At 73.2% G+C, this 26408-nt stretch carries 24 protein-coding genes and 1 pseudogene; 14 read left to right on the top strand and 11 right to left on the bottom strand.

The genetic code is table 11. The annotated features are described in order from the left end of the window. Positions 1-135: 135 nt before the first annotated feature. From AC6CKD_RS24055 to AC6CKD_RS24045, 3 genes are all read left to right on the top strand, one after another. On the top strand, positions 136-801 hold the full coding sequence (locus AC6CKD_RS24055) for a SigE family RNA polymerase sigma factor (RefSeq protein ID WP_498330106.1): 666 nt from the start codon (positions 136-138) through the stop codon (positions 799-801). Further along, the gene (locus tag AC6CKD_RS24050) at positions 798-1325 is read left to right on the top strand and encodes a hypothetical protein (protein WP_498329795.1); all 528 of its coding nucleotides are present in this window, start codon (positions 798-800) and stop codon (positions 1323-1325) included. The genes AC6CKD_RS24055 and AC6CKD_RS24050 overlap by 4 nt, the downstream gene beginning before the upstream one ends. A 145-nt stretch (positions 1326-1470) precedes the next feature. Beyond that, positions 1471-2157, top strand: a complete 687-nt coding sequence (locus AC6CKD_RS24045; protein WP_498329793.1) for a hypothetical protein — start codon at positions 1471-1473, stop codon at positions 2155-2157. A gap of 105 nt (positions 2158-2262) precedes the next feature. On the opposite strand, the gene AC6CKD_RS24040 is transcribed toward AC6CKD_RS24045, so the two are convergent. After that, a complete protein-coding gene (locus AC6CKD_RS24040; RefSeq protein ID WP_498330105.1) occupies positions 2263-3189 on the bottom strand; it encodes a cyclase family protein in 927 nt (308 codons plus the stop codon). A 107-nt stretch (positions 3190-3296) separates the two neighbouring features. Here AC6CKD_RS24040 and AC6CKD_RS24035 point away from each other — a divergent pair, with 107 nt between their 5' ends. The 3 genes from AC6CKD_RS24035 to AC6CKD_RS24025 all read left to right on the top strand — a co-directional run bounded on the left by AC6CKD_RS24035 (position 3297) and on the right by AC6CKD_RS24025 (position 6616). Continuing rightward, positions 3297-4217, top strand: coding sequence for an SDR family NAD(P)-dependent oxidoreductase (locus AC6CKD_RS24035; protein ID WP_385374845.1), 921 nt, complete (start codon positions 3297-3299; stop codon positions 4215-4217). Between the two features lie 66 nt (positions 4218-4283). Further along, a complete protein-coding gene (locus tag AC6CKD_RS24030) occupies positions 4284-5552 on the top strand; it encodes an acyl-CoA dehydrogenase family protein (RefSeq protein ID WP_498329792.1) in 1269 nt (422 codons plus the stop codon). Next, a complete protein-coding gene (locus AC6CKD_RS24025) occupies positions 5549-6616 on the top strand; it encodes a Zn-dependent alcohol dehydrogenase (protein ID WP_498329790.1) in 1068 nt (355 codons plus the stop codon). The genes AC6CKD_RS24030 and AC6CKD_RS24025 overlap by 4 nt, the downstream gene beginning before the upstream one ends. A gap of 256 nt (positions 6617-6872) precedes the next feature. Here AC6CKD_RS24025 and AC6CKD_RS24020 read toward each other — a convergent pair whose 3' ends face one another. Continuing rightward, a complete protein-coding gene (locus AC6CKD_RS24020) occupies positions 6873-7490 on the bottom strand; it encodes a flavin reductase family protein (RefSeq protein WP_498330104.1) in 618 nt (205 codons plus the stop codon). A gap of 113 nt (positions 7491-7603) precedes the next feature. On the opposite strand from AC6CKD_RS24020, the gene AC6CKD_RS24015 reads away from it, so the two are divergent. Next, the gene (locus tag AC6CKD_RS24015; RefSeq protein ID WP_498329789.1) at positions 7604-8500 is read left to right on the top strand and encodes a hypothetical protein; all 897 of its coding nucleotides are present in this window, start codon (positions 7604-7606) and stop codon (positions 8498-8500) included. Positions 8501-8627: 127 nt separating this feature from the next. After that, entirely contained in the window at positions 8628-9464 is an 837-nt protein-coding gene (locus AC6CKD_RS24010) for a VOC family protein (RefSeq protein WP_498329788.1), read from the top strand. 12 nt (positions 9465-9476) lie between these two features. On the opposite strand, the gene AC6CKD_RS24005 is transcribed toward AC6CKD_RS24010, so the two are convergent. The 4 genes and pseudogenes from AC6CKD_RS24005 to AC6CKD_RS23990 all read right to left on the bottom strand — a co-directional run bounded on the left by AC6CKD_RS24005 (position 9477) and on the right by AC6CKD_RS23990 (position 14840). After that, positions 9477-10280, bottom strand: coding sequence for an enoyl-CoA hydratase/isomerase family protein (locus AC6CKD_RS24005; RefSeq protein ID WP_498329786.1), 804 nt, complete (start codon positions 10278-10280; stop codon positions 9477-9479). Positions 10281-10715: 435 nt separating this feature from the next. Then, positions 10716-12950: an acetate--CoA ligase family protein gene (locus AC6CKD_RS24000; RefSeq protein ID WP_498329785.1), complete on the bottom strand. Its 2235-nt coding sequence runs from the start codon at positions 12948-12950 to the stop codon at positions 10716-10718. A 267-nt stretch (positions 12951-13217) separates the two neighbouring features. Next, positions 13218-13551: pseudogene (locus AC6CKD_RS23995) on the bottom strand (DUF5713 family protein). A gap of 104 nt (positions 13552-13655) precedes the next feature. Continuing rightward, positions 13656-14840: a flavin-containing monooxygenase gene (locus tag AC6CKD_RS23990; RefSeq protein ID WP_498329783.1), complete on the bottom strand. Its 1185-nt coding sequence runs from the start codon at positions 14838-14840 to the stop codon at positions 13656-13658. 193 nt (positions 14841-15033) lie between these two features. Between AC6CKD_RS23990 and AC6CKD_RS23985 the strand changes: the two genes are divergently transcribed. Beyond that, positions 15034-15465 (top strand): Zn-ribbon domain-containing OB-fold protein, encoded by a 432-nt coding sequence (locus tag AC6CKD_RS23985; RefSeq protein WP_498329781.1) that lies wholly within the window; start codon positions 15034-15036, stop codon positions 15463-15465. Positions 15466-15554: 89 nt separating this feature from the next. Here the strand turns inward: AC6CKD_RS23985 and AC6CKD_RS23980 are convergent, their stop codons facing one another. The 3 genes from AC6CKD_RS23980 to AC6CKD_RS23970 form a co-directional block, all read right to left on the bottom strand. Then, positions 15555-16232: a pyridoxine/pyridoxamine 5'-phosphate oxidase gene (locus AC6CKD_RS23980; RefSeq protein ID WP_498329780.1), complete on the bottom strand. Its 678-nt coding sequence runs from the start codon at positions 16230-16232 to the stop codon at positions 15555-15557. A 134-nt stretch (positions 16233-16366) separates the two neighbouring features. Further along, positions 16367-17296 (bottom strand): D-alanyl-D-alanine carboxypeptidase family protein, encoded by a 930-nt coding sequence (locus AC6CKD_RS23975; RefSeq protein WP_498329779.1) that lies wholly within the window; start codon positions 17294-17296, stop codon positions 16367-16369. A gap of 100 nt (positions 17297-17396) precedes the next feature. After that, entirely contained in the window at positions 17397-18647 is a 1251-nt protein-coding gene (locus tag AC6CKD_RS23970) for an acetyl-CoA acetyltransferase (RefSeq protein ID WP_498329778.1), read from the bottom strand. 151 nt (positions 18648-18798) lie between these two features. Between AC6CKD_RS23970 and AC6CKD_RS23965 the strand changes: the two genes are divergently transcribed. Further along, positions 18799-20037, top strand: coding sequence for an acyl-CoA dehydrogenase family protein (locus AC6CKD_RS23965; protein ID WP_498329777.1), 1239 nt, complete (start codon positions 18799-18801; stop codon positions 20035-20037). Then, positions 20037-20510 carry a nitroreductase family deazaflavin-dependent oxidoreductase gene (locus tag AC6CKD_RS23960; protein ID WP_498329775.1) on the top strand — a complete coding sequence of 158 codons (474 nt, stop codon included), beginning with the start codon at positions 20037-20039 and terminating at the stop codon, positions 20508-20510. The genes AC6CKD_RS23965 and AC6CKD_RS23960 overlap by 1 nt, the downstream gene beginning before the upstream one ends. Positions 20511-20615: 105 nt before the next feature. On the opposite strand, the gene AC6CKD_RS23955 is transcribed toward AC6CKD_RS23960, so the two are convergent. Further along, positions 20616-21263: a TetR family transcriptional regulator gene (locus AC6CKD_RS23955; protein WP_250742709.1), complete on the bottom strand. Its 648-nt coding sequence runs from the start codon at positions 21261-21263 to the stop codon at positions 20616-20618. Positions 21264-21564: 301 nt separating this feature from the next. Between AC6CKD_RS23955 and AC6CKD_RS23950 the strand changes: the two genes are divergently transcribed. From AC6CKD_RS23950 to AC6CKD_RS23940, 3 genes are all read left to right on the top strand, one after another. Then, positions 21565-22365 (top strand): VOC family protein, encoded by an 801-nt coding sequence (locus tag AC6CKD_RS23950; RefSeq protein WP_498329773.1) that lies wholly within the window; start codon positions 21565-21567, stop codon positions 22363-22365. A gap of 303 nt (positions 22366-22668) precedes the next feature. After that, the gene (gene afsK, locus AC6CKD_RS23945; RefSeq protein WP_498329772.1) at positions 22669-25137 is read left to right on the top strand and encodes a protein serine/threonine kinase AfsK; all 2469 of its coding nucleotides are present in this window, start codon (positions 22669-22671) and stop codon (positions 25135-25137) included. Positions 25138-25238: 101 nt separating this feature from the next. Then, complete coding sequence (locus tag AC6CKD_RS23940; protein ID WP_498329770.1) at positions 25239-25733, top strand: peptidylprolyl isomerase; 495 nt, start codon at positions 25239-25241, stop codon at positions 25731-25733. A gap of 142 nt (positions 25734-25875) precedes the next feature. On the opposite strand, the gene AC6CKD_RS23935 is transcribed toward AC6CKD_RS23940, so the two are convergent. After that, on the bottom strand, positions 25876-26331 hold the full coding sequence (locus AC6CKD_RS23935; RefSeq protein WP_498329768.1) for a MarR family winged helix-turn-helix transcriptional regulator: 456 nt from the start codon (positions 26329-26331) through the stop codon (positions 25876-25878). Positions 26332-26408: the final 77 nt, after the last annotated feature.

Raw genomic sequence — 26408 nt, 5'->3', positions numbered from 1 at the left:
TGGGGTGGCGGCCGCCGTGCCGCGCTCGGGGCGTGCATGCGCGCCGCCGCCACCCGCAGAACCTTCCCTTCCTGACGCGCCGGACGCCGTCCGTCGATGGCGTCCGTGCCCGGCCGTGAAGTTCGTGCCCCCGTCGTGCAATGCGACGGCACCCCCGGGTCGTCTTGGAGGGTGAGGGGGTGTGGCCGGGTGGAGCCATCCGAAGAAACGTTTGCGGAGTTCGTCGCGGCAGCGGGACTCCCGTTGCTCCGCACCGCGCGGCTGCTGACGGGCGACTGGCATCTGGGGCAGGACCTGGTGCAGGTCACGCTGGCCAAGGTGTACGACCGCTGGGCCAGCGCGGGGCGGTACGACGCGCCGATCGGCTACGCGCACAAGGTCATGGTCACCACGTACTGCACCTGGCGCCGCAGGCGTTGGCACCACGAGCTTCCCCACGCGGCGCTGCCCGATGCCGTCGGCGGACCGGGCGGACCCGGCGGATCCGGCGGACCGGGCGGACCCGGTGGCGACGCGGCCGAGGCGGTCGCCGCCTCGGACCTGCTCGAACGCGCCCTGCTCGGCCTGCCGCGGCGCCAGCGGGCCGTCCTGGTGCTGCGCTACTACCAAGACCTGACGGTCGAGCAGACGGCGCAGATCCTGGGCTGCCCGAACGGCACGGTGACCAGTCTGGCCGCGCGGGCGCTGACCCGCTTGCGGTCCCACCCCGACCTCTGTCCGGGCGGCGGAACGAGTACGAGTGCGAGTGCGAGTACGCGTACGCGTCCGAGCACCAGGGAGACGGAGGCGGAGGCGCGATGAACGGGTTCCCCGAAGAAGAGCTGCGCCGCGCCCTGCACGCGCTGGCGGACCGGCCGACGGTGCCCGTCGCGGTGCCCGCGCCGCACGGCGTCGTCCGGGAGGCCGTCGGTATCCGCCGGCGCCGCAGGGCGGCGGGCGCCGGGGTGGTGGCGGCCGTCGCGGTGCTGGCCGTCCTCGCCCCGCCGTGGTCGCAGGGCGGCGGGTCCCGGACGCCGGCTCCGCCCGCCGCCTCCGCGGGACCCCCGAGCGCGCCGGCCGACCCCGCCGGCCCGGCGCTCGGGGTCCCGTACCCGCACGAGCTGTACGTGCACTGCGGGATCCGGTACACGAAGTTCGCCGGCCGCTGGTGGCGCGCCGAGCCGGAAGTGTCCGAGGAGGCCCTGGACGCGGCCGTCAGGGAGAACCCGTACACCTCGGGCACGATGGTGCTCGTCTCGGCGGTCGAGGCGCGCTTCGTCCGCCGCGGCCCGGACCTCGCGGTCACCTTCCGCCCCTTGGGGGCCGAACCGGAGCCCTGCCGCTGAGCGTCTCCCCGTGCGTCCGGCCCGGGGCCGGGTGCTCGTGGTCCGCGTGGAACCATGAGGTGTCCATGACGTATCTGTGTTCGTGGTGCGTCGTTCCACCCCGAAGGCCGACTCCGAAGGCCCAACCTCACCGCAGGAGGAGCGCATGGCAAACCCGTACGAGGTGACGCCTCCGCCCGCCCCGAGGCGCCGTGGGGGCAAACTCCCCGGCTTCCTCGTGCTCGTTCTGGTCGCCGCAGGCATCTACGGAGCCTCCCGGTTGCTCGGCGAGGACGGCGGTACGAGCGACGCCAAGGCCTCGGCCTCCGCGTCGGCCTCGGCCAACCCGTCCAAGGACCCCGGGAACCCGGAGTCGTCCTCCGACACGTCGAGCACGTGGGCGGTGGGCGATTGCGGCGGCCCCGACCCGGACAACAAGCCGGACGGCTACCGGCCGCAGAAGTGCTCGGCGTCCGGTGCCACCTTCAAGGCGATAGACATCAAGGACGCCAGCATCCTGCCGGGCGCGATCCAGTGCCCGCCCGGCACCGACCTGATGATCCAGGTGAGCATTTCCTACGGCTCCGCGAAGTCGGGCGGCATCCCCACCAACACCGTCTGCGGCCGCAACCTGACCGGCGAGCACCCCGGTGACGCGGGTGCCGGCGGCGGCCAGCTGGTGCAGGGCGACTGCGTGACCGACCAGGCCCGGGAAGTGCCGTGCGCCTCGGGCACGCTCAAGGTGCTCGGCCTGGTCAAGACGAAGGCGGAGTGCCCGTCCGGGACCACCGAGCCCATGCAGCTGACCATGGCGGTGGGCCGCCCGTACGACGTGATCTGCGCCAAGGGCTGACCGTAGGACGTGAAGGGCGGTGGTCCCGGACGCGAACGCGGGTCCGGGACCGCCGCCCTTCGCGGACCCGGCCGTCACCCGCGGGCCACCGGTGGACGGGAACGCTCAGAGGACGGCGACCGGGGCCACCGGGGTGCCCACCGCGCCGACGAAGGGTTCCGGCATGGCCGAGAGCAGGAACGCGTAGCGGGAATCTTCCGCACAGGCTGTGGACAACTTTTCGAGGTTCCAGTTCTGCCCCTGGTGCATGCCCATCTCGACCAGGTCCAGCGCGTGCACCGGCAGCCACAGGTTCTCTATCTCCGGCGGGAAGATCTCGAAGGTCAGGGTGTCGTTCGCGACGGCCGCCACGTCCCGCGCGTGGAACCACTCGGGCGTACGGACGGACAGGCCGGGCGACGGGTAGCCGTAGCCGTGCTTGTCGCCCGCCAGGTAGACCTGCACCTGGCCGGTGCGGACCAGGACGATGTCGCCCGCGCGGACGGTGACCCCGCCGAACTCCTCCGCCTGCTCCAGGTCCTCCGGGGTGACCGCGTGGCCTCCGGGGAGCCGGTCCAGGCCCTTGGCGCGGGCCACGTCCAGCAGGACCCCGCGCGAGACGATGTGCCCGGCCTTGTCGATGCCGCTGAACTCGGCGCGGCCGTGCGCCGTGATGGTGCCGGCCGGGCGGCCGTTGTAGATCTTCCCCGAGTGCGAGACGTGCGTGAGCGCGTCCCAGTGCGTGCCGGCCTGGAGCCCGAAGGTCACCGCGTCGTCGCTGCACGCCACCGTGCCCGGGCCGAAGAGCTCCTGGTTGATCTGCACCATCGTGTGCAGCGGGTTGATCCGGCCGGGGATCATGCCGGACTGCACGCCGTCCTCCTTGAGGGGGAGGGCCAGGGGGACGCGGCGGCCGGTGCGTATCTCGGCGGCGGCCGCTCGGACCACCTCGTCGGTGATGAGGTTGAGGGTGCCGATCTCGTCCTCGGCGCCCCACCGGCCCCAGTTGTTGACGCGCTTGGCGATGTCGTGGAACTCGGCGGGCATGGCCATGGATCTCATCAGCTCCTCGTAGCGGAAACGAACTGGGGCTTGTGCTGGCGCATCCGACTGCCCATAGAATCTAACGGACCGTCAGAAAACGCGGGAAGGGGCCGGACGTGGGGAACTTCTTGGCAGGCAAAGTCGTCGCCGTCACAGGCGCCGGCCGGGGCATCGGGCGGGCCGTGGCACTCGCCGCGGCTGCCGAGGGCGCCAAGGTCGTCGTCAACGACTACGGCGTGGGAATGGAGGGCAACGAGCCCACCAGCGAGATCGCCGAAGCGGTGGTGAAGGAGATCCTCGCCGCGGGCGGCGAGGCCGTCGCCGTGGCCGACGACATCTCGACCATGGCGGGCGGCCAGCGCATAGTCGACACCGCGCTCGCCCAGTACGGACGCATCGACGGAGTCGTGTGCGTCGCCGGCATCCTGCGCGAGCGGATGCTGTTCAACATGTCCGAGGAGGAGTGGGACCCGGTGGTCGCCACCCACCTCAAGGGCACGTTCACCGTCTTCCGTGCCGCCTCCGCCGTCATGCGCCGCCAGGGCACCGGCACGCTGATCGGCTTCACCAGCGGAAACCACCAGGGCTCGGTGGCCCAGGCCAACTACAGCGCGGCCAAGGGCGGGATCATCTCGCTCGTCCGCTCCGCCGCGCTGGGGCTGGCCAAGTACGGGGTCACCTCCAACGCCGTCGCACCCGTCGCACGCACCCGGATGTCGGCCAACGTACCGATGGAGCTCAAGGAGATCGGCGAGCCCGAGGACGTGGCGGCGCTCGTCACCTACCTGCTCTCCGACAAGGCCGTGGCCGTCGGCGGCGAGAAGATCACCGGGCAGGTCTACACGATCGCCGGCCCGAAGATCGCCGTCTGGGCCCAGCCCCGCGAACTGCGCGCCGGCTACGCCGAGGGCTCCTGGACCCCCGAGAAGATCGCCGACTTCCTGCCCGGGACCGTCGGCACCGATCCGATGCCGATGCTCGCCCAGCTCGAAGCCATGGCCAAGGCGGCGGCCGCCAAGGACCGCCCCAACGCGTAGTCCCCGGCCGGCACGACCCGTATGAGACGGCCCAGCGGCCGGACAGGAACCGAGGGGGCACAGACCATGGACTTCGGCTTCGACGACGAGGACGAGGTGTTGCGCGTCCAGGCCCGGGCGTGGCTGGCGGAGCACCTCACGGGGCCGTACGAGACGGCCGTCGGCCTCGGCGGCCCCGGCAGCGAGCACGAAGGGGTCGAGGTCCGCCGCGCCTGGGAGCGCGAGTTGGGGCGCGCCGGCTGGATCGGCCAGGGCTGGGAGACGGGAGGCGCGGACACGGGCGCGTACGGCAACCGGCGCCTCTCCCTCACCGGGCAGGTGGTCTGGGCTGAGGAGTACGCGGCCGCGCGCGCCCCGGCCCGGGTCGGCCACATCGGCGAGAACCTCCTCGCGCCGACGCTGATCGCCTACGGCTCCCCGGAGCAGCGGGCCCGCTTCCTCCCCGGCATCGCCCGCGGCGAGGAGCTGTGGTGCCAGGGCTACTCCGAGCCGGGGGCCGGCTCCGACCTCGCGGGAATCCGTACGACGGCGGTACGGGACGCGGGCGGAGGCGGAACCGGGCGGTACCGGGTCACCGGGCAGAAGATCTGGACCTCGCTCGCCCGGGACGCCGACTGGTGCTTCGTCCTGGCGCGGACCGGGGCCGGTTCCGAGCGGCACCGGGGGTTGTCCTTCCTCCTCGTCCGCATGGACCAGCCGGGCAAGGTCGAGGTCCGGCCCATCCGGCAGATGTCGGGGACCTCCGAGTTCAACGAGGTGTTCTTCGACGGGGCGGTCGCCGCCGAGACCGTGGGCGGCGAGGGCAACGGCTGGTCCGTGGCCATGGGGCTGCTCGCGCTGGAGCGCGGGGTCTCCACGCTCGTCCAGCAGATCGGCTTCGCGGCCGAACTGGAGCAGGTGGTCCGGGCGTACGTGGCCGCGGGCTCCGGCGACCCGGTCCTGCGCGAACGCCTCGTACGGCAGTGGGCCGAGCTGCGCACGATGCGCTGGAACGCGCTGCGGACGCTGGGCGCGGCGCAGGCCCAGGGGCAGGCGCAGGCGCAGGGGCGTGCCGGCGCGGCCGCGGGCGGCGATCCCGGCGCGCCCAGCGTGGCCAAGCTGCTGTGGGGCGGCTGGCACCGGCGGCTCGGGGAGCTGGCGGTGGAGGTCCGGGGCGCCGTGGCCACGGCCGGGCCGGGGCTCTGGTCGCAGGGGACCCCGTACGAACTCGGACTCGACGAGGAGCAGCGGCTGTTCCTGTTCACCCGCGCCGACACCATCTACGGCGGCTCGGACGAGATCCAGCGCAACATCATCGCCGAGCGCGTGCTCGGCCTGCCTAAGGAGTCCAGGTGAGAGGCGTCGTATTCGACGGCAAGCAGGCCCAGGTGGTCGACGATCTGGAGATCCGGGACCCGGGGCCGGGGGAGGTGCTGGTCGCGATAGCGGCGGCCGGTCTGTGCCACAGCGATCTGTCGGTGATCGACGGGACGATCCCGTTCCCGCCGCCGGTGGTGCTCGGGCACGAGGGCGCGGGCGTGGTGGAGGCGGTCGGGTCCGGGGTCGTGCACGTGGTGCCCGGCGACCACGTCTCGCTGTCCACGCTCGCCAACTGCGGGGCGTGCGCGGACTGCGACCGCGGCCGTCCGACGATGTGCCGCAAGGCGATCGGGATGCCGGGGCAGCCGTTCTCGCGGGGCGGCAAGCCGCTCTTCCAGTTCGCGTCGAACTCGGCCTTCGCCGAGCGCACGATCGTCAAGGCCGTGCAGGCGGTGAAGATCCCCAAGGACATCCCGCTGACCTCGGCCGCGCTGATCGGCTGCGGGGTCCTGACGGGCGTGGGCGCCGTGCTGAACCGGGCGAAGGTGGACCGGGGGGAGACGGTGGTCGTCATCGGCACCGGCGGCATCGGGCTGAACGTGCTCCAGGGCGCGCGCATCGCGGGGGCCACCACCATCGTGGCGGTCGACGCGAACCCGGCGAAGGAGGCGGTGGCCCGGCAGTTCGGCGCCACGCACTTCATCGACGCCTCGTCGGTGCCGGACTCCTCGGCGGCGGTGAAGGAGATCCTGCCCACGGGCGCGGACCACGCCTTCGAGTGCGTGGGCAACGTCAAGCTGATCCGGCAGGCGATCGACCTGCTGGACCGGCACGGGCAGGCGGTTCTGCTGGGCGTGCCCGGCTTCACGGAGGAGGCGGCCTTCAAGGTCTCGTCCATGTACCTGGACAAGACGATCATGGGCTGCCGGTACGGGTCCTCGCGCCCGCAGCGGGACATCGCGCTCTACGCGGAGCTCTACCGCCAGGGCAAGCTGCTGCTGGACGAACTGGTCACGGAGGTCTACCCGGTCGAGGACTTCGCCAAGGCCGTGGACGACGCCCACCACGGACGGGTGGCCCGCGGGGTCCTCACGTTCTGAGCCGGCCGGTTCCGCCGGACCCGTGGCCGGTCCTGCTCTCCGGAGCGGGGCCGGCCGCGGCGCGGTTCAGTGCCGCCGCTTGACCAGCCGGGTCAGGGCCGGCAGCGGGGTCGGGCTCGCGAAGGCGGCGGACACCCGGTGGTAGCCGGGCCCGGTACGAGGCCGGCCGACCGCACGGGCCGTCATCGGCCGGCCCGTGATGCCGGTCCACCGGCTGCGGCCCGGCTCGGGGGTGCGCGCTCCGGTGTGCGGGCCGTCAGCCGGTGAAGCGGCCGAAGCGGCCCTTGTGGAAGAGGAGGGGCTCGCCCTCGCCGGCCGCGCCCATGGCCTCGACCTTGCCCACCACGATGAGGTGGTCCCCGCCGGTGTGCACGGCGTGGATCCGGCAGTCGATCCAGGCGGGCACCGCGTCGAGCTGCGGCGAGCCGGTGGCGGGGGCCGGGGTGTGGGCGACGCCGGCGAACTTGTCGGCGCCGCTGACGGCGAAGGCGCGGCACAGCTCGCCCTGTTCGGCGCCGAGGATGTTCACGCAGAACACCCCGGTGCGCGCGATGCGGGGCCAGGTGGTCGACGTACGGGCCACCATGAAGGTGACCAGCGGCGGGTCCAGGGAGAGCGAGGCGAAGGACTGGCAGGCGAAGCCGGCCGGGCCGTCCTCGTCCTCGCCGGGCGGGGAGGTGATGATCGTGACGCCGCTGGCGAAGTTCCCCAGTACGGCGCGGAATTCGGCGGGGCTGACGGGCGCGCGCTCGTCTTCGCCGACGGCCCGCAGATCGGGGCGGGGCAGTGCTTCGACGGGCTCGGTCCCGGGCTCCGCCGCGGCGGAGGTGGGGGAGCCGACTGATCTGAGGTATCGGACGACGGTGGCCGCCATCCCTGCGTGTCCCATCACATTCCGATTGAAGCTGACGGTTCGTCAGATTGGAAGGGGAGTGTAGGGTCCACATCGGTTGAACGTGTTCAATAGTGTGGGGAGGGGGGCTCGCCATGTCGAACCACGTGGTCGCGGTCCAGGAGCGGAGCAGGCGCTCCTGGACCCGCATCGCGCCCGGTGCGGAAGCCGTCGCCGGGGCGCAGTTCCTCGTCGGAGCGCTGTTCTGGTGGGTCTCCCCGGGGCAGAGCGACGCCTACGGCGTGGGCTACGGAACGTTCGCCCTCGGTCTGATCCTCGAGGTGGCCTTCGGGTGCGTCTTCCTTCCGCCGCTCGCGGTCGCGGCGGGCTGGGTGCACGGCGCGCTCTTCACCACCCCGGTCGTGGCGCTCTCCAACGCCGTGGGCGCGCGCACCCGGATCCCTGCGCCCCGGTGGGCCCCGCCGGTGCTGGTCCTGCTCGCCGGCCTGTACGCCGCACCGGTGGCCCTGCTGATCAGCACCCCGTACGCCGCCGCGTGGGGCTGGATCGCGGCCGCCGGGGTGCTCCCGGTGGGGGTCGCGGTGTACGCGCGGATGCGGCAGCGGACGAAGCTCCGGGTGCGGCTGTGGACGCTGGCGGCGACCGGGATCGCGGTACCCGCCGCCCTCGTCGCGGGCTTCCTCGTGCCCCCGTACCAGCCGCCGGTCCTGGAGCGCGCCGACTACGTCGGCGTGTGGACCGGCTCCGGCGTCAGCCTGGAACTCGACGAGCACGGTGCGGCGACGGCGACGGGCCTGCCGGTGGACGACGGATTCGGCGAGGCGGACCGCTGTTCGGGGCGCGGGACCTGGAGGCACGTCGAGGGGACGGCCGGCGGCGCCGCCCCGGGCGTGGACCTGTCCGTCGAGGCCTGCGAGGAGGCTTCGCGGTACTGGAAGACGGCGGGCACGGCGGAGGCGCCGCAGCTGTTCGTGCTGATCGGCGACCCGGACGGCGGAGACGTGCGCGTCCTGCGGAAGCGGGCGCGGTAGGCCGCCGTACGGGTGATTCCACCGCCGTGCGGGGCATCCCTGGCGCGCGGGTCCCGTACGGGCTCGGCATCGTGGCGGAGGACCGGACCCGACCCCGCAGCAGCGGCGCACGCACAGGAGGACCCTCATGCTCGGCACCGATTTCCGCAAGGGATCGCCCAACTGGCTCGACCTCGGCAGCCCCGACACCGACGGGGCCGTCTCCTTCTACACCGGCGTCTTCGGCTGGGAGTACGTCTCCCTCGGCCCGGAGGCGGGCGGCTACGGCTTCTTCCAGGTCGACGGCAAGACCGTCGCCGCCCTGGGGCCGCTCACCGAGGCGGGCGCCACCCCGGCCTGGATGCTGCACTTCAACACCCCCGACATCCAGGAGACGGCGGCGGCCGTCAGGGCGGGCGGCGGAGTGGTGCGCATGGAGCCCGGGGACGTCATGGGGGAGGGCCGGCTGGCCCAGTTCACCGACCCGCAGGGCGCTGAGTTCGCGTGCTGGCAGCCGGGGAAGACCGCCGGGCTGGGGCTGACCTCCGAGGTGAAGTCCCTGGTCTGGGCGGAGCTGCACGTGCCCGATCCGGTCGCCGCCATCGAGTTCTACGCCGGCCTCTTCGGCTGGCGCTCCGTCGAGATGGAGGCGCCCGGGATGACGTACCGGGTGCTGAGCGTCGCCGACGGGGACCAGGAGGACGGGTCCTTCGGCGGGGTCGCGCCGCAGGGCGGGGGCGCTGGCGCTGGCGAGGGTGGGGGCGCGGGCGCGGGCGCGGGAGAGGGTGCTGGGGCGAATGAAGTCCCGCGCTGGGTGCCGTACTTCAACGTCGCCGACGTGGACGCGACCGTAGCCGCGATCCGGGGTGGCGGGGGCTCGGTCCTGATGCCCGCCGCCGACGTCCCGGAGGTCGGCCGGATGGCGTGGGCCGCGGACCCGACGGGAGCGGTGTTCGCGCTGCTCGCGCCGGACCCGCAGATGTAGATGTAGGTGCGGTTACCGGCCGAGGTACTTCGGGGTGCGGCGCTCGACGAAGCTCGCGACCCCCTCGTTCGCGTCGGCCGTGGTCATGTTGAGCTCCTGGGCGTTGGCCTCGGCGGCGAGCGCGGTCGCCCGGTCACCGTCCAGGGAGGCGTTGACGAGCTGCTTCGTCAGGGCCAGGGCGCGGGTGGGGCCCTGCGCGAGGCGCTCCGCCCACTCCCGGGCGGTGTCCTCCAGGGCCTCGGCGGGCACCACCTTGTTGACCAGGCCGAGCCGTTCGGCCTCGGCCGCCGGGACGGCGTCCCCGAAGAACATCAGCTCCTTCGCCTTCTGCGGGCCGACGAGGCGGGGGAGGAGGTACGCGCCCCCGCCGTCGGGGACCAGGCCGCGGCGGACGAAGACCTCGATGAAACGGGCCGGCTCGGCGGCGATGACCAGGTCGCAGGCGAGCGCGAGGTGGGCGCCGATCCCGGCCGCGGTGCCGTTCACGGCGGCGATGACCGGCTTCTCGCAGTCGAGCACTGCGGTGATCAGGCGCTGCGCGCCGAGCCGGATCATGCGGGCCACGTCCCCGGCGACCCGTTCCGCCGGGGCGGGCGGGGCCCCGCGCAGGTCGGCGCCCGCGCAGAATCCCTTGCCGGTGGCGGTGATGACGACGGCCCGCACGGCGGGGTCGGCGGAGGCTTCGGCGAGCAGGCCGATGACGCGCTCGCGCTGGTCCCAGGTGACGGCGTTCATGGCCTCCGGCCGGTTGAGGGTGATCCAGGAGACGCCGCTCTCGAAGCGGTGGAGGACTTCGTCCTCGGGGGTGCCGGGCATGGTGGAACTCCTGTCGTGGTGGGGTCCGGACCCTGCGGGCGGGGTCGTCGTCTGGCTGCGGGTGGGGCCGGTGCCGGGGGCGGGGTGGGGTGTCGGCCTGGACTGCATGATTTAGGCGCCCTGTGCCTTGCGTTCGACAGGGCTCGGGCTTCTTTTGCGCCACAAATCACGCTTTACGTCCCGGCCGACACCCCACCCCGCCCCCGTCCCCGGCCCGGGGGCCAGGGTCCCGACCCGCGCCATTTCAGCCGTCCGGCGTTTGAGGACCGGGGTCCGGGGCGGAGCCCCAGGGGGGCCGGGCGCAGCCCGGGGGCCTGCTTTCAGCCCGTCCGGCGTTTGAGGGCCGGGTCAGGGCTGGCCCTGGGAACGGTAGGGGACTCGACCCGCGCTGCGGGGGCTTGGGGGCGCGGCCCTGGGCCGGCCCCGCGCCGGAGGCTAGTGGCAGATGGCGAGGGCGTCCAAGGCCACCGCCCCCTGGCCCCGGGGTAGGACCATCAGGGGGTTGATGTCCAGCTCGGACAGGTCGTCGCCCAGTTCCATCGCCATCCGCTGGACCCGCAGGATGACCTCCACCAGCGCGTCGACGTCCGCCGGGGGCGCACCCCGTACGCCCTCCAGCAGCGCGTGCCCGCGGAGTTCCCCGAGCATCGCCCGCGCCTGGTCCTCGCCGAACGGCGGGACCCGTACGGCGGCATCGTGCAGCACCTCCACCAGGACCCCGCCCAGTCCCACGGTCACCGTGGGACCGAAGAGCTCGTCCTGGGTGACGCCGACGACCATCTCCACGCCGCGCTCCACCATCTGGCAGACGAGGATCCCGTCCAGCGGGACGTTCTCGTAGCGGGCGATGTCCGTCAACTCGCGGTAGGCGTCCCGGATCTGGCTCGCGGAGGTCAGGCCGATCTTGACCAGGCCCAGCTCGGTCTTGTGCGCGAGCTGGGGGCCCGAGGCCTTCATGACGACGGGGTAGCCGACCAGCCCGGCCGCCCGTACGGCCGCTGCGGCGCTGGTCACCAGCTGCTCCCGGGGCACCCGGATCCCGTAGGCGCGCAGGAGCTGCTTCGCGGCGTGCTCGCTGAGCTGCTGGCCCGGGCGCATGAGGGCCTGGGCCTTGCGGAAGGAGGGCGAGGTGGTGCGGGGGGCGTCCTCGAAGGGGGAGCGGTAGGCGGCGGTGAAGCGGTGGTGGCCGAGGTACGCGCGGACGGCGGTGATGCAGTTGCCGAAGGTGCGGAAGGTCGCCACCCGGGAGGAGCCGAGGAGGGTGGAGCGGTAGGCCTCCTCCGTGCCGACCGGGGAGCCCCAGATCACGCAGACCAGCTTGTCGGTCTGCTCGGCCGCGTCCACCAGGTCCTGGGCGAGTTTGTCGCTCATCGGGGGGAAGGGGCCCGTGATCGGACAGATCAGGACGCCTACCGAGGGGTCCGCGAGGATGGCGTCGATGATTTTCCGGCCTCGCCAGTCGCCCACCGGGTGGCCCCCGTTGTCGACGGGGTTGGAGACTCCCAGGTAGGAGGGGATCCACTGGTGCAGCTCGTCCTGCTTGGCCTGGGAGAGGGTGGGGATGCTGAGTCCCGCCTCGGTGGCCAGGTCGGAGAAGTGGGCCCCGGTGCCGCCGGAGATCGAGTAGACGACCACTCCGTCGGCGAGGGGCTTTCGGGCGCGGGCCAGGAGGGCCGCGGTGTCCTGGAGCTCGTCGAGGCCGTCGACGCGGATGACGCCGAACTGCCGCATGGCGGCGTCCACGACGGTGTCCGCGCCGGTCAGCTTCCCGGTGTGCGAGGCGGCCATGCGGGCGCCGGTCTCGGTGCGGCCGACCTTGACGGCGACGACGGGCACGCCGTTGCGGGCGGCCCGGTCGGCGGCGAGGAGGAACTGCCGGCCGTCCTTGAGGCCCTCCACGTAGCAGGCGATGGCCCCGACCTCGGGCTGCTCGGCGAAGTAGGAGATGAAGTCGGAGGTTTCGAGGTCGGCCTCGTTGCCGGTGGGCGCCCAGTGGGAGAGGCGGATGCCCAGCTCCTGGAGGGTGTAGACGGGGCGGCCCTGGTGGCCGGACTGGGTGATGAGCGCGATGGCCGGGCCGTCGAGGTCGTCGCGGAACTTCTCGAAGGCGTTGAGGTTCGTGTTGGGTCCGAGGAGGCGCAGGCCCGAGCGCCGTACGGCGGCGCCCAGGCGGGCCTGCGCGGCGGCGCCCTCGTCGCCGGTCTCGGCGAAGCCGGAGGCGAAGGCGACGGCGAATTTCACCTTGGCTTCCGCCAGTTGCTCCACGATCGGGAGCGGGTCGGCCACGAGGAGGACGGCGAGGTCCACCTGCTCGGGCAGCTCGGCCACGGAGGCGTGGCAGGGCAGCCCGAAGACCGTGGCGCGGGTGGGGTGCACGGGGTGCAGCCGGGCACCGACGCGTTCCGCCCAGGCGATGAGCTGGCGGGTGATGCCGGTGTTCGGTCTGCCGTCGGCGTCCGAGGCGCCGATGACCGCCACGGACTCGGGCCGGAAGAACCGGTCCAGGTCGGGGGCGTCGGCGTGCAGGGGCCGACCGCTGACGTCCAGCGCGACCGTGTCCTCGGCGGACGGAGCCGCTGTGGAATGAACGGCCGTCCTGGGGGTCTCCCCGCAGGCCTCGACACGTGCGCGGAAGTCGGTGGTGAGGGTGCCGTGAGTAGATCCAAGCATCGTTCCGCCCGCTCCTGCTCGATGAACCTCGACGAATCTCAATAACTGACGCGTAGTCAGATTACTGAACTGACGTGCCGTCAGGAACAGGGATGCACAGGAAAGGTGGTGGAGGTGATGTGTGGAGCCGTCCGGGGAACGCCTCGGACGGCTCCCGGGCCGGCGTCCGGGGTCGTCCAGGGAACGGTCTCAGATCACCGGGAGCCGGTCCAGACCATTATTCGGCCGAGGTCAGAGGGCCGGAACGGCCCGGCGGGGGAGGCCGCCTCACCACTCCCTGGGGGCGATGAGCTCCTCGATGTCCGCGTCCGCGAATCCGTACGCCGAGGCCACGAACGCGAAGTCCTCGGCTATCTCCTCGCGCGCCACGGTCTCGATTTCGCTCCCCGCGGCCTCGAACTCCGCCTCCAGCAGGTTGAACTCCTCCGTCGCCGCGCCCGTCAGCACGTACAGCGCGGCCAGGTCCGAGGGCCGCTCCGCCTCGATGCGCGCGCACAGCCGGAGCAGGATCGCCCGGCCCGACGTGGCCGGGGTAGTAGGAGTCCCCGTAGAGCGGCTCCAGGAAGGAGCGGGCTGCCACGTGCTGGTTCGTGATCGACACGGTGATCCCCCAAGGTTCCGTCGAAGGGCCCGGCGGCGCCCGACGTACCGATGCTGCACCAGGCCACTGACAACGGGCCCGGCGCGGGGGCACGGGGTCGGGGCTCAGGGGCCGACCGTACGGGCGATCGCCTTGGCTATCTTCTCGGCGTCCAGGGCCAGTTCGCGGATGTTGCCGCTGATGGGGTTGGTGAAGCCGGTGAAGTAGAGGCCCGGGGCGGCGGGCGGGGTCTGGGCGCCGTGCGTACGGGGGCGGCCGCGGGCGTCCAGTACGTCGAGGCCGTCTAGCAGGCCCTCCAGGGCGCGGCGGTAGCCGGTGGCGGCGATCACGGCGTCCGGGGTGATCCGGGAGCCGTCCGCGAGGACCACCTCGGCTCCGTCGAAGGAGTCGACGGCGGCCACGGGTTCCACCCGTCCGCTGCGGACCGCGTCGATCAGGCCGACGTCCTGGAGCGGGATCGCGCCCTCCTTGACCCTGCTGTACAGGCCGGTGGTGGGCCGCGGGAGTCCGTACGCGGACAGGTCCGGGACCGACGCCTTGCCGACGATCGCGCCGAGCCGGTCGACGAGCCGGACGGGGAGGTGCCGGACCAGGATCCCGGTCCGCTGGGAGGGCCAGCCCGCGGTGGAGCGGCGCAGGATGTGCGGGGCCGTGCGCACCGCGAGGCGGACCCGGGCGGCACCGCCCTCGGCGAGGTCGACGGCTATCTCGGCGCCGGTGTTGCCGACGCCGACGACGAGGACGTCCAGGCCGGCGTAGGGCGCCGGGTTGCGGTACTCGGCGGCGTGGGCGAGGGGGCCCGGGTAGGTGTCCCGGCCCGGCCAGTCGGGGACGAGGGGGGTGTGGTTGAAGCCGGTCGCGACCACGACCGCCCGGGCCGCCATGACGCGGCCGCCGGTGGCGTGCAGGGTCCAGCCGGGGGCGTCGGGGCGGGAGTCGGCGGAGGGCTCGACGCGGGTCACCTCGATGCCGGTGGCGATCTCCAGCTCGTGGAACTCGGCGTACTTCTCCAGGTAGCGCACCACGTTCTCGCGCGCCACCCAGCGTCCGAAGCGGCGCGGCATGGCCAGGCCCGGGAGGGCGGAGAGCCGGCGCGTGGTGTGCAGGTGGAGTCGGTCGTAGTGCCGCCGCCAGGAGGCGCCGACCGACTCCGACTTCTCCACGACCACCGCACGGACCCCGCGGGCGCGCAGTGCGGCGGCGACGGCGAGGCCGCCTGGGCCGGCGCCGATCACGTAGACCGGGCGGGGCTGGGTGGACAAGTCGGGTGCTGCGGGGACTTCGGGCATGAGGTGTGAGCGTATCGCCGTACGGGGGCGGTGGGTCTCGGACGAGGACGGAATCGGTTGCGGATCGATCACGGGGAGTGGCGGGGGCCCGTGGGCGGGGCTTCGGACGCTCGGGCGGGGGCTTGTGGGATGGGCCGGGATCCGGTGAACTGACGATACGTCAGGTCAGTGGTGTGCCCGGAGGAGTGGTGTCGTGAGTACTGGAGCCGGTACGGCTGCGCGGTTCGACCTGCCGGAGATCGACGAGTTCACGCGGCCCTACTGGGACGCGGCCGCGGAGGGGCGGCTGTTGCTGCGGCGGTGCGGGGAGTGCGGGAAGGCGCACCACTACCCGCGGGAGTTCTGCCCGGCCTGCTGGGCGGGGGAGGACCGGGTGGCGTGGGAGACGGCGAGCGGCCGGGCCACCTTGTACACCTGGTCGGTGGTCCACCGGAACGACCTGCCGCCCTTCGGGGAGCGGGTGCCGTACGTGGCGGCGGTGGTCGACCTCGCGGAGGGGCCGCGGATGATGACCGAGGTCGTGGGCGCGGAGGGGCTGGAGCTGCGGGTGGGGATGGACCTGGCGGTGACCTTCCGCGAGGCGGCGGAGGGGGTCTGGGTGGCGGTCTTCACCCCGGCGGGCTGAAGCGCCCCGGGGCCCCGGCGTGAAGTACCCCGGGCTGAAGCGCCCCGTGCCGGAGTACCCCCGGCTGAGGGCCCCGGACCCTGGTCTGGTCACGGCCACAGGAGGTGGCGGGTCCAGGGGGTGGTGGGGGTGCGGGTGTAGTGGAGACGGGTGTGGAGGCGGGCCGCGTCTCCCTGGAAGAACTCGATCTCCGTGGGCGAGAGGACGTACCGGGTCCACGTCGGCGCCGGGGCGTCCGGCTCCGCACCGGCCCGCTCCCAGGACTCCGCCGCGGCGCGGGCCAGCTCCTCCCGGGAGCCCAGCACCTCGCTCTGCCGCCCGGTCAGCGCCGCCGCCAGCGCCCCGCGGGTGCGGACCGCCAGGTCGGCCCGGCTCTCCGCCGCGGCGCACGCGGTGACCCGCCCCCGGATGCGGATCTGACGGGCCACCGCGGGCCAGTAGAAGCCCAGGGCGGCGTCCGGCCGCCCGGCGAGCTGCCGGCCCTTCGCGCTGGTGGAGTGCGAGGCGAAGTGCAGGCCGCGCTCGTCGGCGTCGTGCAGCATGAGCGTCCGTACGTCGGGCCGCCCGTCCGCGTCCACCGTCGCCAGGCTCATCGTGTGCGGCTCGGGCTGGCCCGCCCCGGCGGCGTGGACGAACCACGCCCGGAACAGCTCCAGCGGGTCGGCCGGCGCGGCGGCCGGGTCGAAGGAGGGCAGCGGGCCGTCCCAGACGCGCAGGGAGTGGAGGGTGGTGTGGAAGTCGCTCAGCTCGTTCGAGTCGCTCGTCATGCCTCAATCGAACACCACGCGGGCGCGCCGGTCGGACATGCGCAACGGGGGCGCCCCGGCCCGGCCTGTTCGGCCGGGCGGGGCGCCCCCGTGGACGTCTGCATGCCTCAGCAGGACGTCAGGGCGTCACGACATCAGTCGAGGACGTCCGGGATCGGCGGGGTGGTGCTGCGGAGCGTCGCCGCGCCGGTGGCCGGGCCGACGGCCCAGTCGATGAGCTTGACGGCGTCCGTGTAGCGGAGTTCGTCGTTCAGCAGGACCCCGATGACCGTCTTGCCGTTGCGGGTCACCGAGAAGACGAGGCACTTGCCGGCGGCCGTACCGCTGCCCGTCTTGACGCCGGTCGCTCCCGGGGTCGTGTAGCCGGAACCGGCCTGGAGCAGCAGGTTGGTGGTCTTCCACGCGGCATCGAGGGAGGTTCCGCCGGTGCTGTACGAGGTGGTCTCCACGATCGCCTGGAAGTGCGTGTTGCGCATCGCGGAGCGGGTGAGCTTCGCGAGGTCGCGGGCGGTGGTGAGGTTGTTGCCGTGCTGGGAGATTCCGTCGAAGGAGTCGTAGTAGGTGTTCGCCATGCCGAGGGCCTTCGCCTTGGCGTTCATCTTCGCGAGGAAGTCCAGGATGCGGGCCTGCCTGGTCGAGCCCGCGCCGAAGGTGTCGGCGAGCGCGTAGGCCGCGTCGCAGCCCGAGGGCACCATCATCCCGTACAGCAGCTGGCGGACGGTGGGGGTGGCGCCGGCCTTCAGGCGGGCCGAGCTCGCGCCCTCGCGGACGACGTAGTTCAGGTGCTCCTGCTGGACCGTGACCTTCCTGTTGAGGTCGAGGCCCGGCGTGGTCAGGACGACCACGGCCGTCATGATCTTCGTGGTGCTGGCCCCCTGACGCTTGGTGTCAGGCGCCTTGGAGTTGAGCGTGGTGCCCGTGGCGCCGTCCATGAGGAACGACGCGGTGGCGGTCGTCGTGGGCGCGGCCGCGGCCTGGGCCGGTGCGCCGACCGCGAGAAGGGCCCCCGTGGCGACGGTGATGGCGATGGTGGCGCGAGAGCGCCGCAGCAGGTTCGATATCAAGTCAGTTCCCGTGATGGCTGGAGATTCCCCGAAGGGGCCGTGGGCGCCTAGGCGCGCCGCCGGCCCTTCCGGGAGCTTACGCAGCCGGACCGACAAGAGATCAGTCCCGTCCGAGAATGATCGTGCCCGAAGAGCAGAACCAGCCGCCCGTGCCCGAGGCGAGCGCCACCTGTGGGAGGGTTCCGCCGCGTTTGCGCACTTGGCCCTCGCCCGCCTCGCCGCGGAGTTGGCGTACCGCCTCCACCAACAGGAACAGGCCGCGCATGCCGGGATGGCAGGCGGAGAGTCCGCCGCCGTCCGTATTGACCGGAAACTCGCCGTCCCGCAGGAGGCGGCCCTTCTCCACGAAGGCGCCGCCCTCGCCCTTCGCGCAGAAGCCGAGGTCCTCCAGGGTGACCAGGGTCATGTAGGTGAAGGCGTCGTAGATCTCGGCCAGGTCCACGTCCGCCGGGGTGAGACCCGCGCGGGCGAAGGCCCGGCGGCCCGAGACCGCCGCCGGGGAGACGGTGAAGTCCTCCCACTCCGACATCGTGGTGTGCGAGACGGCGGTGCCGGAGCCGAGGATCCAGACGGGCTCCTTGGCCGTGTCCGGTACGTAGTCCTCGGCGGCCAGCAGGATCGCGCAGCCGCCGTCCGAGCGGATGCAGCAGTTCAGCTTCGTGAAGGGGTCCGCGATCATCCCGGAGGACAGGACGTCGTCGACCGTGATGGGGTCGCGGAACATCGCGTCCGGATTGGTGGCGGCGTTCGCCCGCGCCTGCACCGCCACCTCGGCGAGCTGCTCCAGCGTGGTGCCGTACTCGTGCATGTGGCGGCGCGCGGCCATCGCGTACTTGGACACCAGCGTGTGCCCGTACGGGACCTCGAACTGCAGCGGTCCCCGCGCTCCGAAGGAGAGGTTCGAGGTCCGGCGGCGGGCCTTGATGTCGGCGCGCGCGGTGGATCCGTAGACGAGGAGGACCGCGTTGGCGTGGCCGGCCGCGATGGCGTCGGCGGCGTGGGCGGCCATGACCTCCCAGGTGGAGCCGCCGACGGAGGTGGAGTCGACCCAGGTGGGGCGCAGGCCCAGGTACTCGGCGACCTCCACGGGCGCCAGGATGCCGAGGCCCGCCGAGGCGAAGCCGTCGATCACCGACCGGTCCAGGCCGGAGTCGGCCAGGGCCCGGCGGGCGGCCTGCGCGTGCAGGGCGTACGGGGTGGGGCCGTCCACCCGGCCGCAGTCGGAGAGGGCGGCGCCGACGACGGCGACCCGGCGGGGCCGGGCCCGGGGGCCGGCGACGGAGGCGGCGGCGGCGGTCGAGGCGGCGGTCGAGGCGGAGGCGGCAGCGGCGGCGGCGAGGGGTCCAGGCATGGAGCGACGGTACAACTGACGGAGCGTCAGATGCTAGAGGTGCCCCCGGGCGCCCTCGGACGTGCCCGCTTTCGGATGCCCCCGCCCCCTGTGCTTCTCGCGCCGCCCCGCCTAACATGACGGCCCGTCAGATACGGGGAGGAGCCCGACGATGGATGCCGCCTTCACCGCGGAGCAGGACGAGATGCGACGTACCCTGCGCGAGATCCTGGGCAAACGCTGCGGCCCGGACGAGGTCAAGGCCGCCGTCCGCACCGCCGCCGGACACGACGGCGAGCTGTGGCAGCAGCTCGCCCGCCAGCTCGGACTGCCGGGCATCGCCGTGGCCGAGGAGTACGGAGGCGTCGGCTGCGCCCCCGCCGACCTGGCCCTGGCCTGCGAGGAGACCGGGCGGGTGCTGCTGCCCTCGCCGCTGCTGGCCACCGCCGTGCTCGCCGTGCCGCTGGTCACCGCCCTGGGGACCGGCGCCCAGCGCTCCACCCTGCTCCCGCCGCTCGCGGCGGGCGGGCTCACCGCCGCGCTCGCCGTACCCGGCCCCGCCCTGGCCACCGCCCTCGCGCTGACCGGGGACAACGCCCCGGGCGAATGGGCCGGCGGCGGCCGGGCCGGCGGGGTGCAGGCCCGCGCCGTGGACGGCGGCTGGCGGCTCTACGGGGAGGTCGCCCAGGTGCTCGACGGGCACAGCGCCTCGCTGCTGCTGGTCGCCGCGCACGCGGGAGGGTTCGCCCGCAGCCGCACCCTGCTGTTCCTCGTACGGGAGGACGCGCCCGGCCTCGTACGGGCACGGCAGACCACCCTGGACGAGACCCGCCCGCAGGGGCGCATCCAACTCCGCGACGTCGAAGCCGAGTTGCTGGGTGATCAGGGCGCCGACGTGGCCGGAGCCCTCGCCGCCACCGGACGCGCCGCCGCCGCCGTCCTGGCCGCCGAGGCGGTCGGCGCGGCCGGGCAGGCGCTCGCCCGCACCGTGGAGTACGTGCGGCAGCGCGAGCAGTTCGGCCGGGCCATCGGCTCGTTCCAGGCGGTCAAACACCGCCTCGCCGACCTCTACGTACAGGTCCAGGCGGCCCGCTCCGCCGCCTACTACGCCGCCTGGGACCCGGAACAGGGCGGCCTCGCCCTGGCCCAGGCCCTGGAAGCGCTGCGGACCACCGCCGGCGAGGCCATCCAACTGCACGGCGGCATCGGCTTCACCTGGGAGCACGACGCGCACCTCTACTTCAAGCGGGCGGCCGCCGACGAACTCCTCTTCGGCCCCGTCCACCGGCTGCGCGCCCACGCCGCGGACGCCGCCGGACTGTTCGCCCCCCTCGCACCCGAGGCCGCACGCGTACCCGCCCCCGCCCCCGCCCCCGCCCCCGCCCCACGCAACGAGAAGGTGGCCGTCTGATGGCGCCCGGAGTCAAGCTGATGCAGAAGGTCTCCTCGACCGTGCTGTTCGCCAAGATCGCACCGCACTTCATCCCCGCCATGGACAAGGCGGTGCACAAGCTGACCCGCGGCAAGGTCATCCTCAGCGCCCAGATGCTCCCCGGCGTGATCCTCACCGCCAAGGGAGCCAAGACCGGCGAGCCGCGCACCACCCCGCTCGCGTGCATGCCGGAGCAGGACGGGGTGAGCTGGGTGCTGATCGGCTCGAACTTCGGCCGCCCCGGACACCCGGCATGGACCGGGAACCTGCTCAAGAACCCTGACGCTGACGTGAGTTGGAAGGGTCAGGACATCGCCGTACGCGCCCGCCTGCTGGCGGGTGAGGAACGCGCGGCGGCGTGGCAGGCGGTGCTGAAGTTCTGGCCGCCGTACGCGACGTACCAGGCGCGCATCGAGCGCGAGATCCGGTTGTTCCGCCTGGAGCGTCGCTGATCGCGGCGGAAGTCCCTCAGGGGCGGGGGAGATCGCGGGGGTGAGTGCGGGGGCGGCGGCGCGAGCGGCCGCCGAAGGCGCGGCGGACCCGGTGGGGTCCGCCGCTCACTTCGTGGGCTTCTTGCCCGTGATGCCCAGGTGGACCAGGAGCGCCAGGTTCGGCTTGAGCTCCGCCTGCTTGACGCCCCAGGTCTGGAAGCCCTTCTGGTGCGAGGCGACCGCCGCGAGCATGGCGACCAGCGAACCGGCCATCGCCGCCGGGCTCACGTCCTTGTCGACCTTGCCCTTGGCCTGCAGCTCCTTCATCGACTCCGTGAGGGAGTTGGTGACGGAGTTGAGGATCTTCATGCGGATCTTGTAGAACCGCTTGTCGCCCTCGGCCGCGCCGAGGTCGACGACCCGCAGGATCGCGTCGTTGCGACGCCAGAACTCCAGGAAGCCGTCCACGAGTTCCTCGGCCGCAGCCCAGCCCGCCTTGCCGACCCACGCGCGCCCCTCGACAAGCGAGGTCAGTTGCGCACCCTCGTTGGCCATGCGTTCCGCGATCTCCAGGACGGCGCCTTCGACGTCCGGGAAGTACTGGTAGAAGGTCGCGGGGGAGGTACCGGCCTTGCGGGCGACGTCGATCACTTTGACGTCGCGGTACGGCGAGGAGCTGAGCATCTCGCTGAGGCAGTCGAGCAGCTTCTGCCTCGTCGCCTGACCGCGCCGGCCGGCAACGCGGCCGTCGACGGTGCGTACTTGTCCTGTCATGCCGTCAGCTTACCGAGGGGTGATCGGCGCGCTATTCGGCCGCCTGCAAATGGGGTTACGGGACGCCTGGCCTGGGCGTAAGCCCGTCCCGCCCCGTCACCGCGACCGATTCCGGCCGGGCGGGCGCCCCGGGCGCGCCGTCCGGGTTCGGGCCCTATCCCCCGAATAGTCTTATCAACAGGCTGTGGACAAGTTTTCGGGCACATCATGATCCGGAGGACACGGCTGGGCGAGCGAGGCGGAACGTGCGCGGAGGGTGCACACCCTCGCACACCCCCGCACAACGGAAGGAACCGGGCTCATGGCCGCATTCGCGGAAGGCTCACCCTGCTGGGTCGACGCCTCCCTGCCGGACGTGGAAGCCGGCAAGCGCTTCTACGGTGAGCTCTTCGGGTGGAGCTTCGCCGACAGCGCGGGAGCCGAGTACGGCCACTACACCCAGGCCTACAGCCGCGGCCGCAACGTCGCCGCCCTCGCCCCCAAGCCCGACGGCCGGATGCCGACCGTCTGGGGGATCTACCTCTACACCACCGACGCGTACGCCTGCGCCCAGCGCATCCGCGCCGCAGGCGGCCAGATGGTGATGGACCCGATGCCGGTCGGCCCCTACGGGACCGCCGCGATGGCCGCCGACCCCGGCGGGGCCGTCTTCGGGCTGTGGCAGCCCGGCACCCACCACGGCTTCGACGCCCAGCAGGAGCCCTACACGTACTGCTGGTCCGAGGTGTACACCCGGGCCCGCGACGCCGTGGACGTCTTCTACGCCAAGGTCTTCGGCTACGTCCCCGAGGACCAGAACGACGCCGAGTCGGGCATCGAGTACCGCGTCTGGTCCCCGCCCGGCAAGGCGCCCGGTTCGGAGACCGCGGTCCTGGGGCGCAGCCTCATCACCGACGCCTTCCCGGAGATCATGCCCGCGCACTTCCTCGCGTACTTCGCCGTCCCCGACTGCGACCAGTCCGTGGCGATGGTGCAGCGCCTCGGCGGCCGGGTCACCGCCGACCCCTTCGACACCCCGTACGGGCGCATCGCGGTGGTCGCGGACAACCAGGGCGCGGTCTTCGGGCTGCTCTCGGAGCCGCGGACCAGGACGGGCGGCTAGGCCGTCTCTTTCGGATCTTGCCGTCAGGCCCGTCGCCACGCGCCCGTCCGCCGCGCGGCGGGCCTTCCCGCGGCCCGTCCGGCCTCACCCGCCGTGCCGGGGCCGGACCGGGCGCGGGCCTGACAGAATCGGGGGTGCGCGACCCGGGCGTCCCCCGGGGGTGAGACGCTGCACGGGGCAGGGCCCCGCGGCTGCTCGCGCGCATACGGTGACGTGACAGCGATGACGGCGACGGCGCCGCCGATGGCTGGAAGAGCGGGGCCCGTGAGGGAGCCCGTACGGGGATGGGTGTGGAGGCGAGTGGTGGAGCAGCTGACGCAGCACGACCCGAGACGGATCGGCCCCTTCGAGGTGCTGGGACGGCTCGGCGCCGGCGGCATGGGGCTGGTCTATCTCGCCCGGTCGGCGTCCGGACGCCGGGTGGCGATCAAGACGGTGCGCACCGAGCTCGCCGAGGACCAGCTGTTCCGCGTCCGCTTCACCCGTGAAGTGGAGGCGGCCCGCGCCGTCTCCGGTTTCTACACCGCGGCCGTCGTGGACGCCGACCCGCGCGCGGCCGTGCCGTGGCTGGCCACCGCGTACGTACCGGCGCCCTCCCTCGAGGAGATCGTCCACGAGTGCGGTCCGATGCCCGCCCAGGCCGTACGGTGGCTCGCCGCCGGCATCGCCGAGGCGCTGCAGTCCATCCACGGGGCGGGCCTGGTCCACCGCGACCTGAAGCCCTCCAACGTGCTCGTCGTCGAGGACGGCCCGCGCGTGATCGACTTCGGCATCGCCAGCGGTGTCTCCAACACCCGGCTGACCATGACGAACGTCGCCGTCGGCACCCCCGCCTACATGTCGCCGGAGCAGGCCAAGGACTCGCGCAGCGTCAAGGGCGCCAGCGACGTCTTCTCGCTCGGCTCCACGCTGGTCTTCGCCGCCACCGGGCACCCGCCGTACCACGGGGCGAACCCGGTGGAGACGGTCTTCATGCTGCTGCGCGAGGGCCCGAACCTGGAGGGGCTCCCCGACGAGCTCCGCCCGCTGATCGACTCCTGCATGCAGATGGACGCCTCGCAGCGGCCGACCCCGGCCGACCTGCAGGCGCAGCTGGCCCCGCACCTCTTCGAGGGCGGCGACGAGAGCGGTACCGCCTCCGCGTGGCTGCCCGAGCGGGCCGTCGCGATGATCGAGGCCCGGCGGGCCGGCCACCGCAACGCCGCCGCCGCGGCCGCGGCGGCCGCCGTGCCGAGGCCGGCGCTTCCCCGGGCCGGTGTCTCCGCACCCATCGAGAGCGCCGGTCCCGCAGCCGGTCCCGCAGCCGGTCCCGGGTCCGGTCGCGCGTCCGGTCCCGCGTCCGGTCCCGCCACGCACCGCCGCCAGCGCGGCGGATCCGACCCGTGGACCGACCCGCGGACCGGCCAGGCCGTCCCGCAGCGCCCCGAGCGCCCCCCGATGGCGCCCTCGGGCGAGCCCGTACGGCTGGGGGGCTCCCCGGTGCCCATCGGCCCCGGCCCGCAGGCCTCCGCCTCGGCGCCGGCCGCCCACGCCGCCGCCGCGGACTCCGCGACCGGCTGGATCCGGCCGCCCGCCGGCACCCCGGTGGCGGGCCCCGCGCCCTCCGTCGTCGTACCGAGCCCCGGCCCGGCCCCCGACAGCGGCCGGTGGCGGCCCTGGCGGTTCCGGATGTCGAACGAGGTCTGGGGCACCCCGACCGTCGCCGGCGAACTGCTCTACGTCACCTCCTTCGAGGTGCACGCCCTGGACGTGGCCAGCGGCCGCCGCCAGTTCAAGACCCGCGACGTCGCCTGGTCCATGGCCGTTTCCGACGGGCGCATCCACGCCTCCGACGGCCCCTCCCTCTATGCCCTCGACGCCACCGACGGCGCCGAGCGCTGGCGGCTGTCCGCCGATGCCTGGGTGTACGCCCTGCGCGCCGACCGGGGCACCGTCGTCACCGCCACGCGCGGCGGCGGCGTACAGGCGTGGGAGTCGTCCAGCGGGCACAAGCTGTGGGAGCTGACCGGGGCGCAGAGCGAGTTCGAGACCACCGAGGCGGCCCCGGTCCTGCACGACGGCACGGTCTACGTGTGGCAGGACGCCCGGCTGCGCGCCCTCGACGCCCGCTCCGGCCGCGAGTCCTGGTCCTACCCGGTCGGCGACGCCGCCTCCTGCGGGAACGTGCCCGTCCGGGTCGCGCCCGCCCCCGACGGCAACGTCTACGTGGCCGCCGGCACCCGGGTGATCTCCATCGACCGGGCCTCGGGCCGGGTCCGCTGGCACTTCGAGGCCCCCGCCGTGTTCCTCGCGCCCCCGGCCTTCGCCCCGGGCGCGGCCGTCACGGGCGGCGGCGTCTACCTCGCCGACTACCTGGGCACCGTCTACGCCCTGGACGCGGCCACCGGCAAGGACCGCTGGCGCATCGCCACCGAGCCCCGGCAGTCCGCCGACCCGGTCCTGGTCGCCGCGGGCAACGTCCACCTGGCCGCCGGCAGCGCCGTGTACACGCTGGACGCGGTCACCGGCACCCCGAAGTGGCGGTTCGCGGCGGGCGGCGAGATCACCGGTTCCCCGGCGGTCGCGGACGGCCGCGTCCACTTCGGATCGGCGGACCACTGCCTGTACACCCTCGACGCGGCGGGCGGCCAGCTCCGCTGGAAGCTGGCCACCGGCGGGGAGATCACCGGAGCCCCGGTGGCCGAGGCGGGCGTGGTCTACGCGTGCAGCAAGGACCGCTGCGTCTACGCCCTGGACGCCGCCAAGGGCACGGGGACCCGTACGTCCGGATGAGCCGGTGCGGGGCCGCCGTGAGCTGCGGCTGAGCCGTCCGGGGGTCGCGCCGCGACCCCCTCGGGGGCGCGCACCGCACCAGGAGTGACAGGATGGACCCCATGAGCAACGTATTCTTCGACATCAAGATCGACGGCGAGGACGCCGGTCGCATCGTCTTCAACCTCTTCGACGAGGTCGTCCCGAAGACCGCCCGGAACTTCCGCGAGCTGTGCACCGGCGAGAACGGCTTCGGCTACGCCGGCTCCGGCTTCCACCGCGTCATCCCGCAGTTCATGCTGCAGGGCGGTGACTTCACCAAGGGCAACGGCACGGGTGGCAAGAGCATCTACGGCGAGAAGTTCGCCGACGAGAACTTCACCCTGAAGCACGACCGTCCGTACCTGCTGTCGATGGCGAACGCCGGCCGCAACACCAACGGCTCGCAGTTCTTCATCACCACCGTCGTCACCTCCTGGCTCGACGGCAAGCACGTCGTCTTCGGCGAGGTCGTCGAGGGCACGGAGATCGTGGACCGCATCGAGAAGCTCGGCACCTCCTCGGGCTCCACGAAGGGCAAGGTCGAGATCGCGGCGTCCGGCGTCGTCGAGGCCTGATCCCCACCCCGCCGCGCAACGGCTGGCCGGCCCCGCCCCCTCAGGGGGGCGGGGCCGCCGTCATGTCCGGGCGCCGGGCCGCCACCACGTCCGGGGGCGGGCGACATCTCCGGGGGCGGCCGTCACGTCCGGGGGCGCGCCGTCACGTTCGGGGGCGGCCGTCACGTCCGTCCGGGGCCGGGGCCTCCCGGTGGGTGGCGGACCGACCCATGAGGTCGCGCACCTCCGCACTGCTGTCGGCCAGCTCGCGCAGGACCGCTTCCATCGTGGCGGCGGACCGCGAGAAGAGTCCGCGGCCGGCCGGTGTGAGCCGGGCGTCGAAGCCCCTGCGGTCGTTGGCGCAGGGCCTCCGCTCGGCGTAACCGGCAGTGATCATCTGGGCGAGCAGGCGTGAGACCTGAGGCTGGCTCCTGGATGCGCGGGAGCTGAGTTCGCCCGCGCGGATCCAGTCGTCCGCGCGCACCATCACGTCCATGATCTCGAAGGCGCTGGCGCACAGGCCGTGGTGCTCGGCCAGTACGCGCTCGGCTGCCTGATTGATCTGCGCGCAGGCGCGGGTCACCGACACCCATCGATCGGTCAGAGCTGTTTCTGTCACGCCCCTCATCGTAGGTTTGCGGTGGCTCCTTGTCGATGCAGGCGCATGAATGTACTGTGCGGATCGATCCATGCGCA

Source organism: Streptomyces sp. GQ60 (genome assembly GCF_059758875.1).
This window is presented reverse-complemented; position numbering and strand designations above follow the sequence as displayed.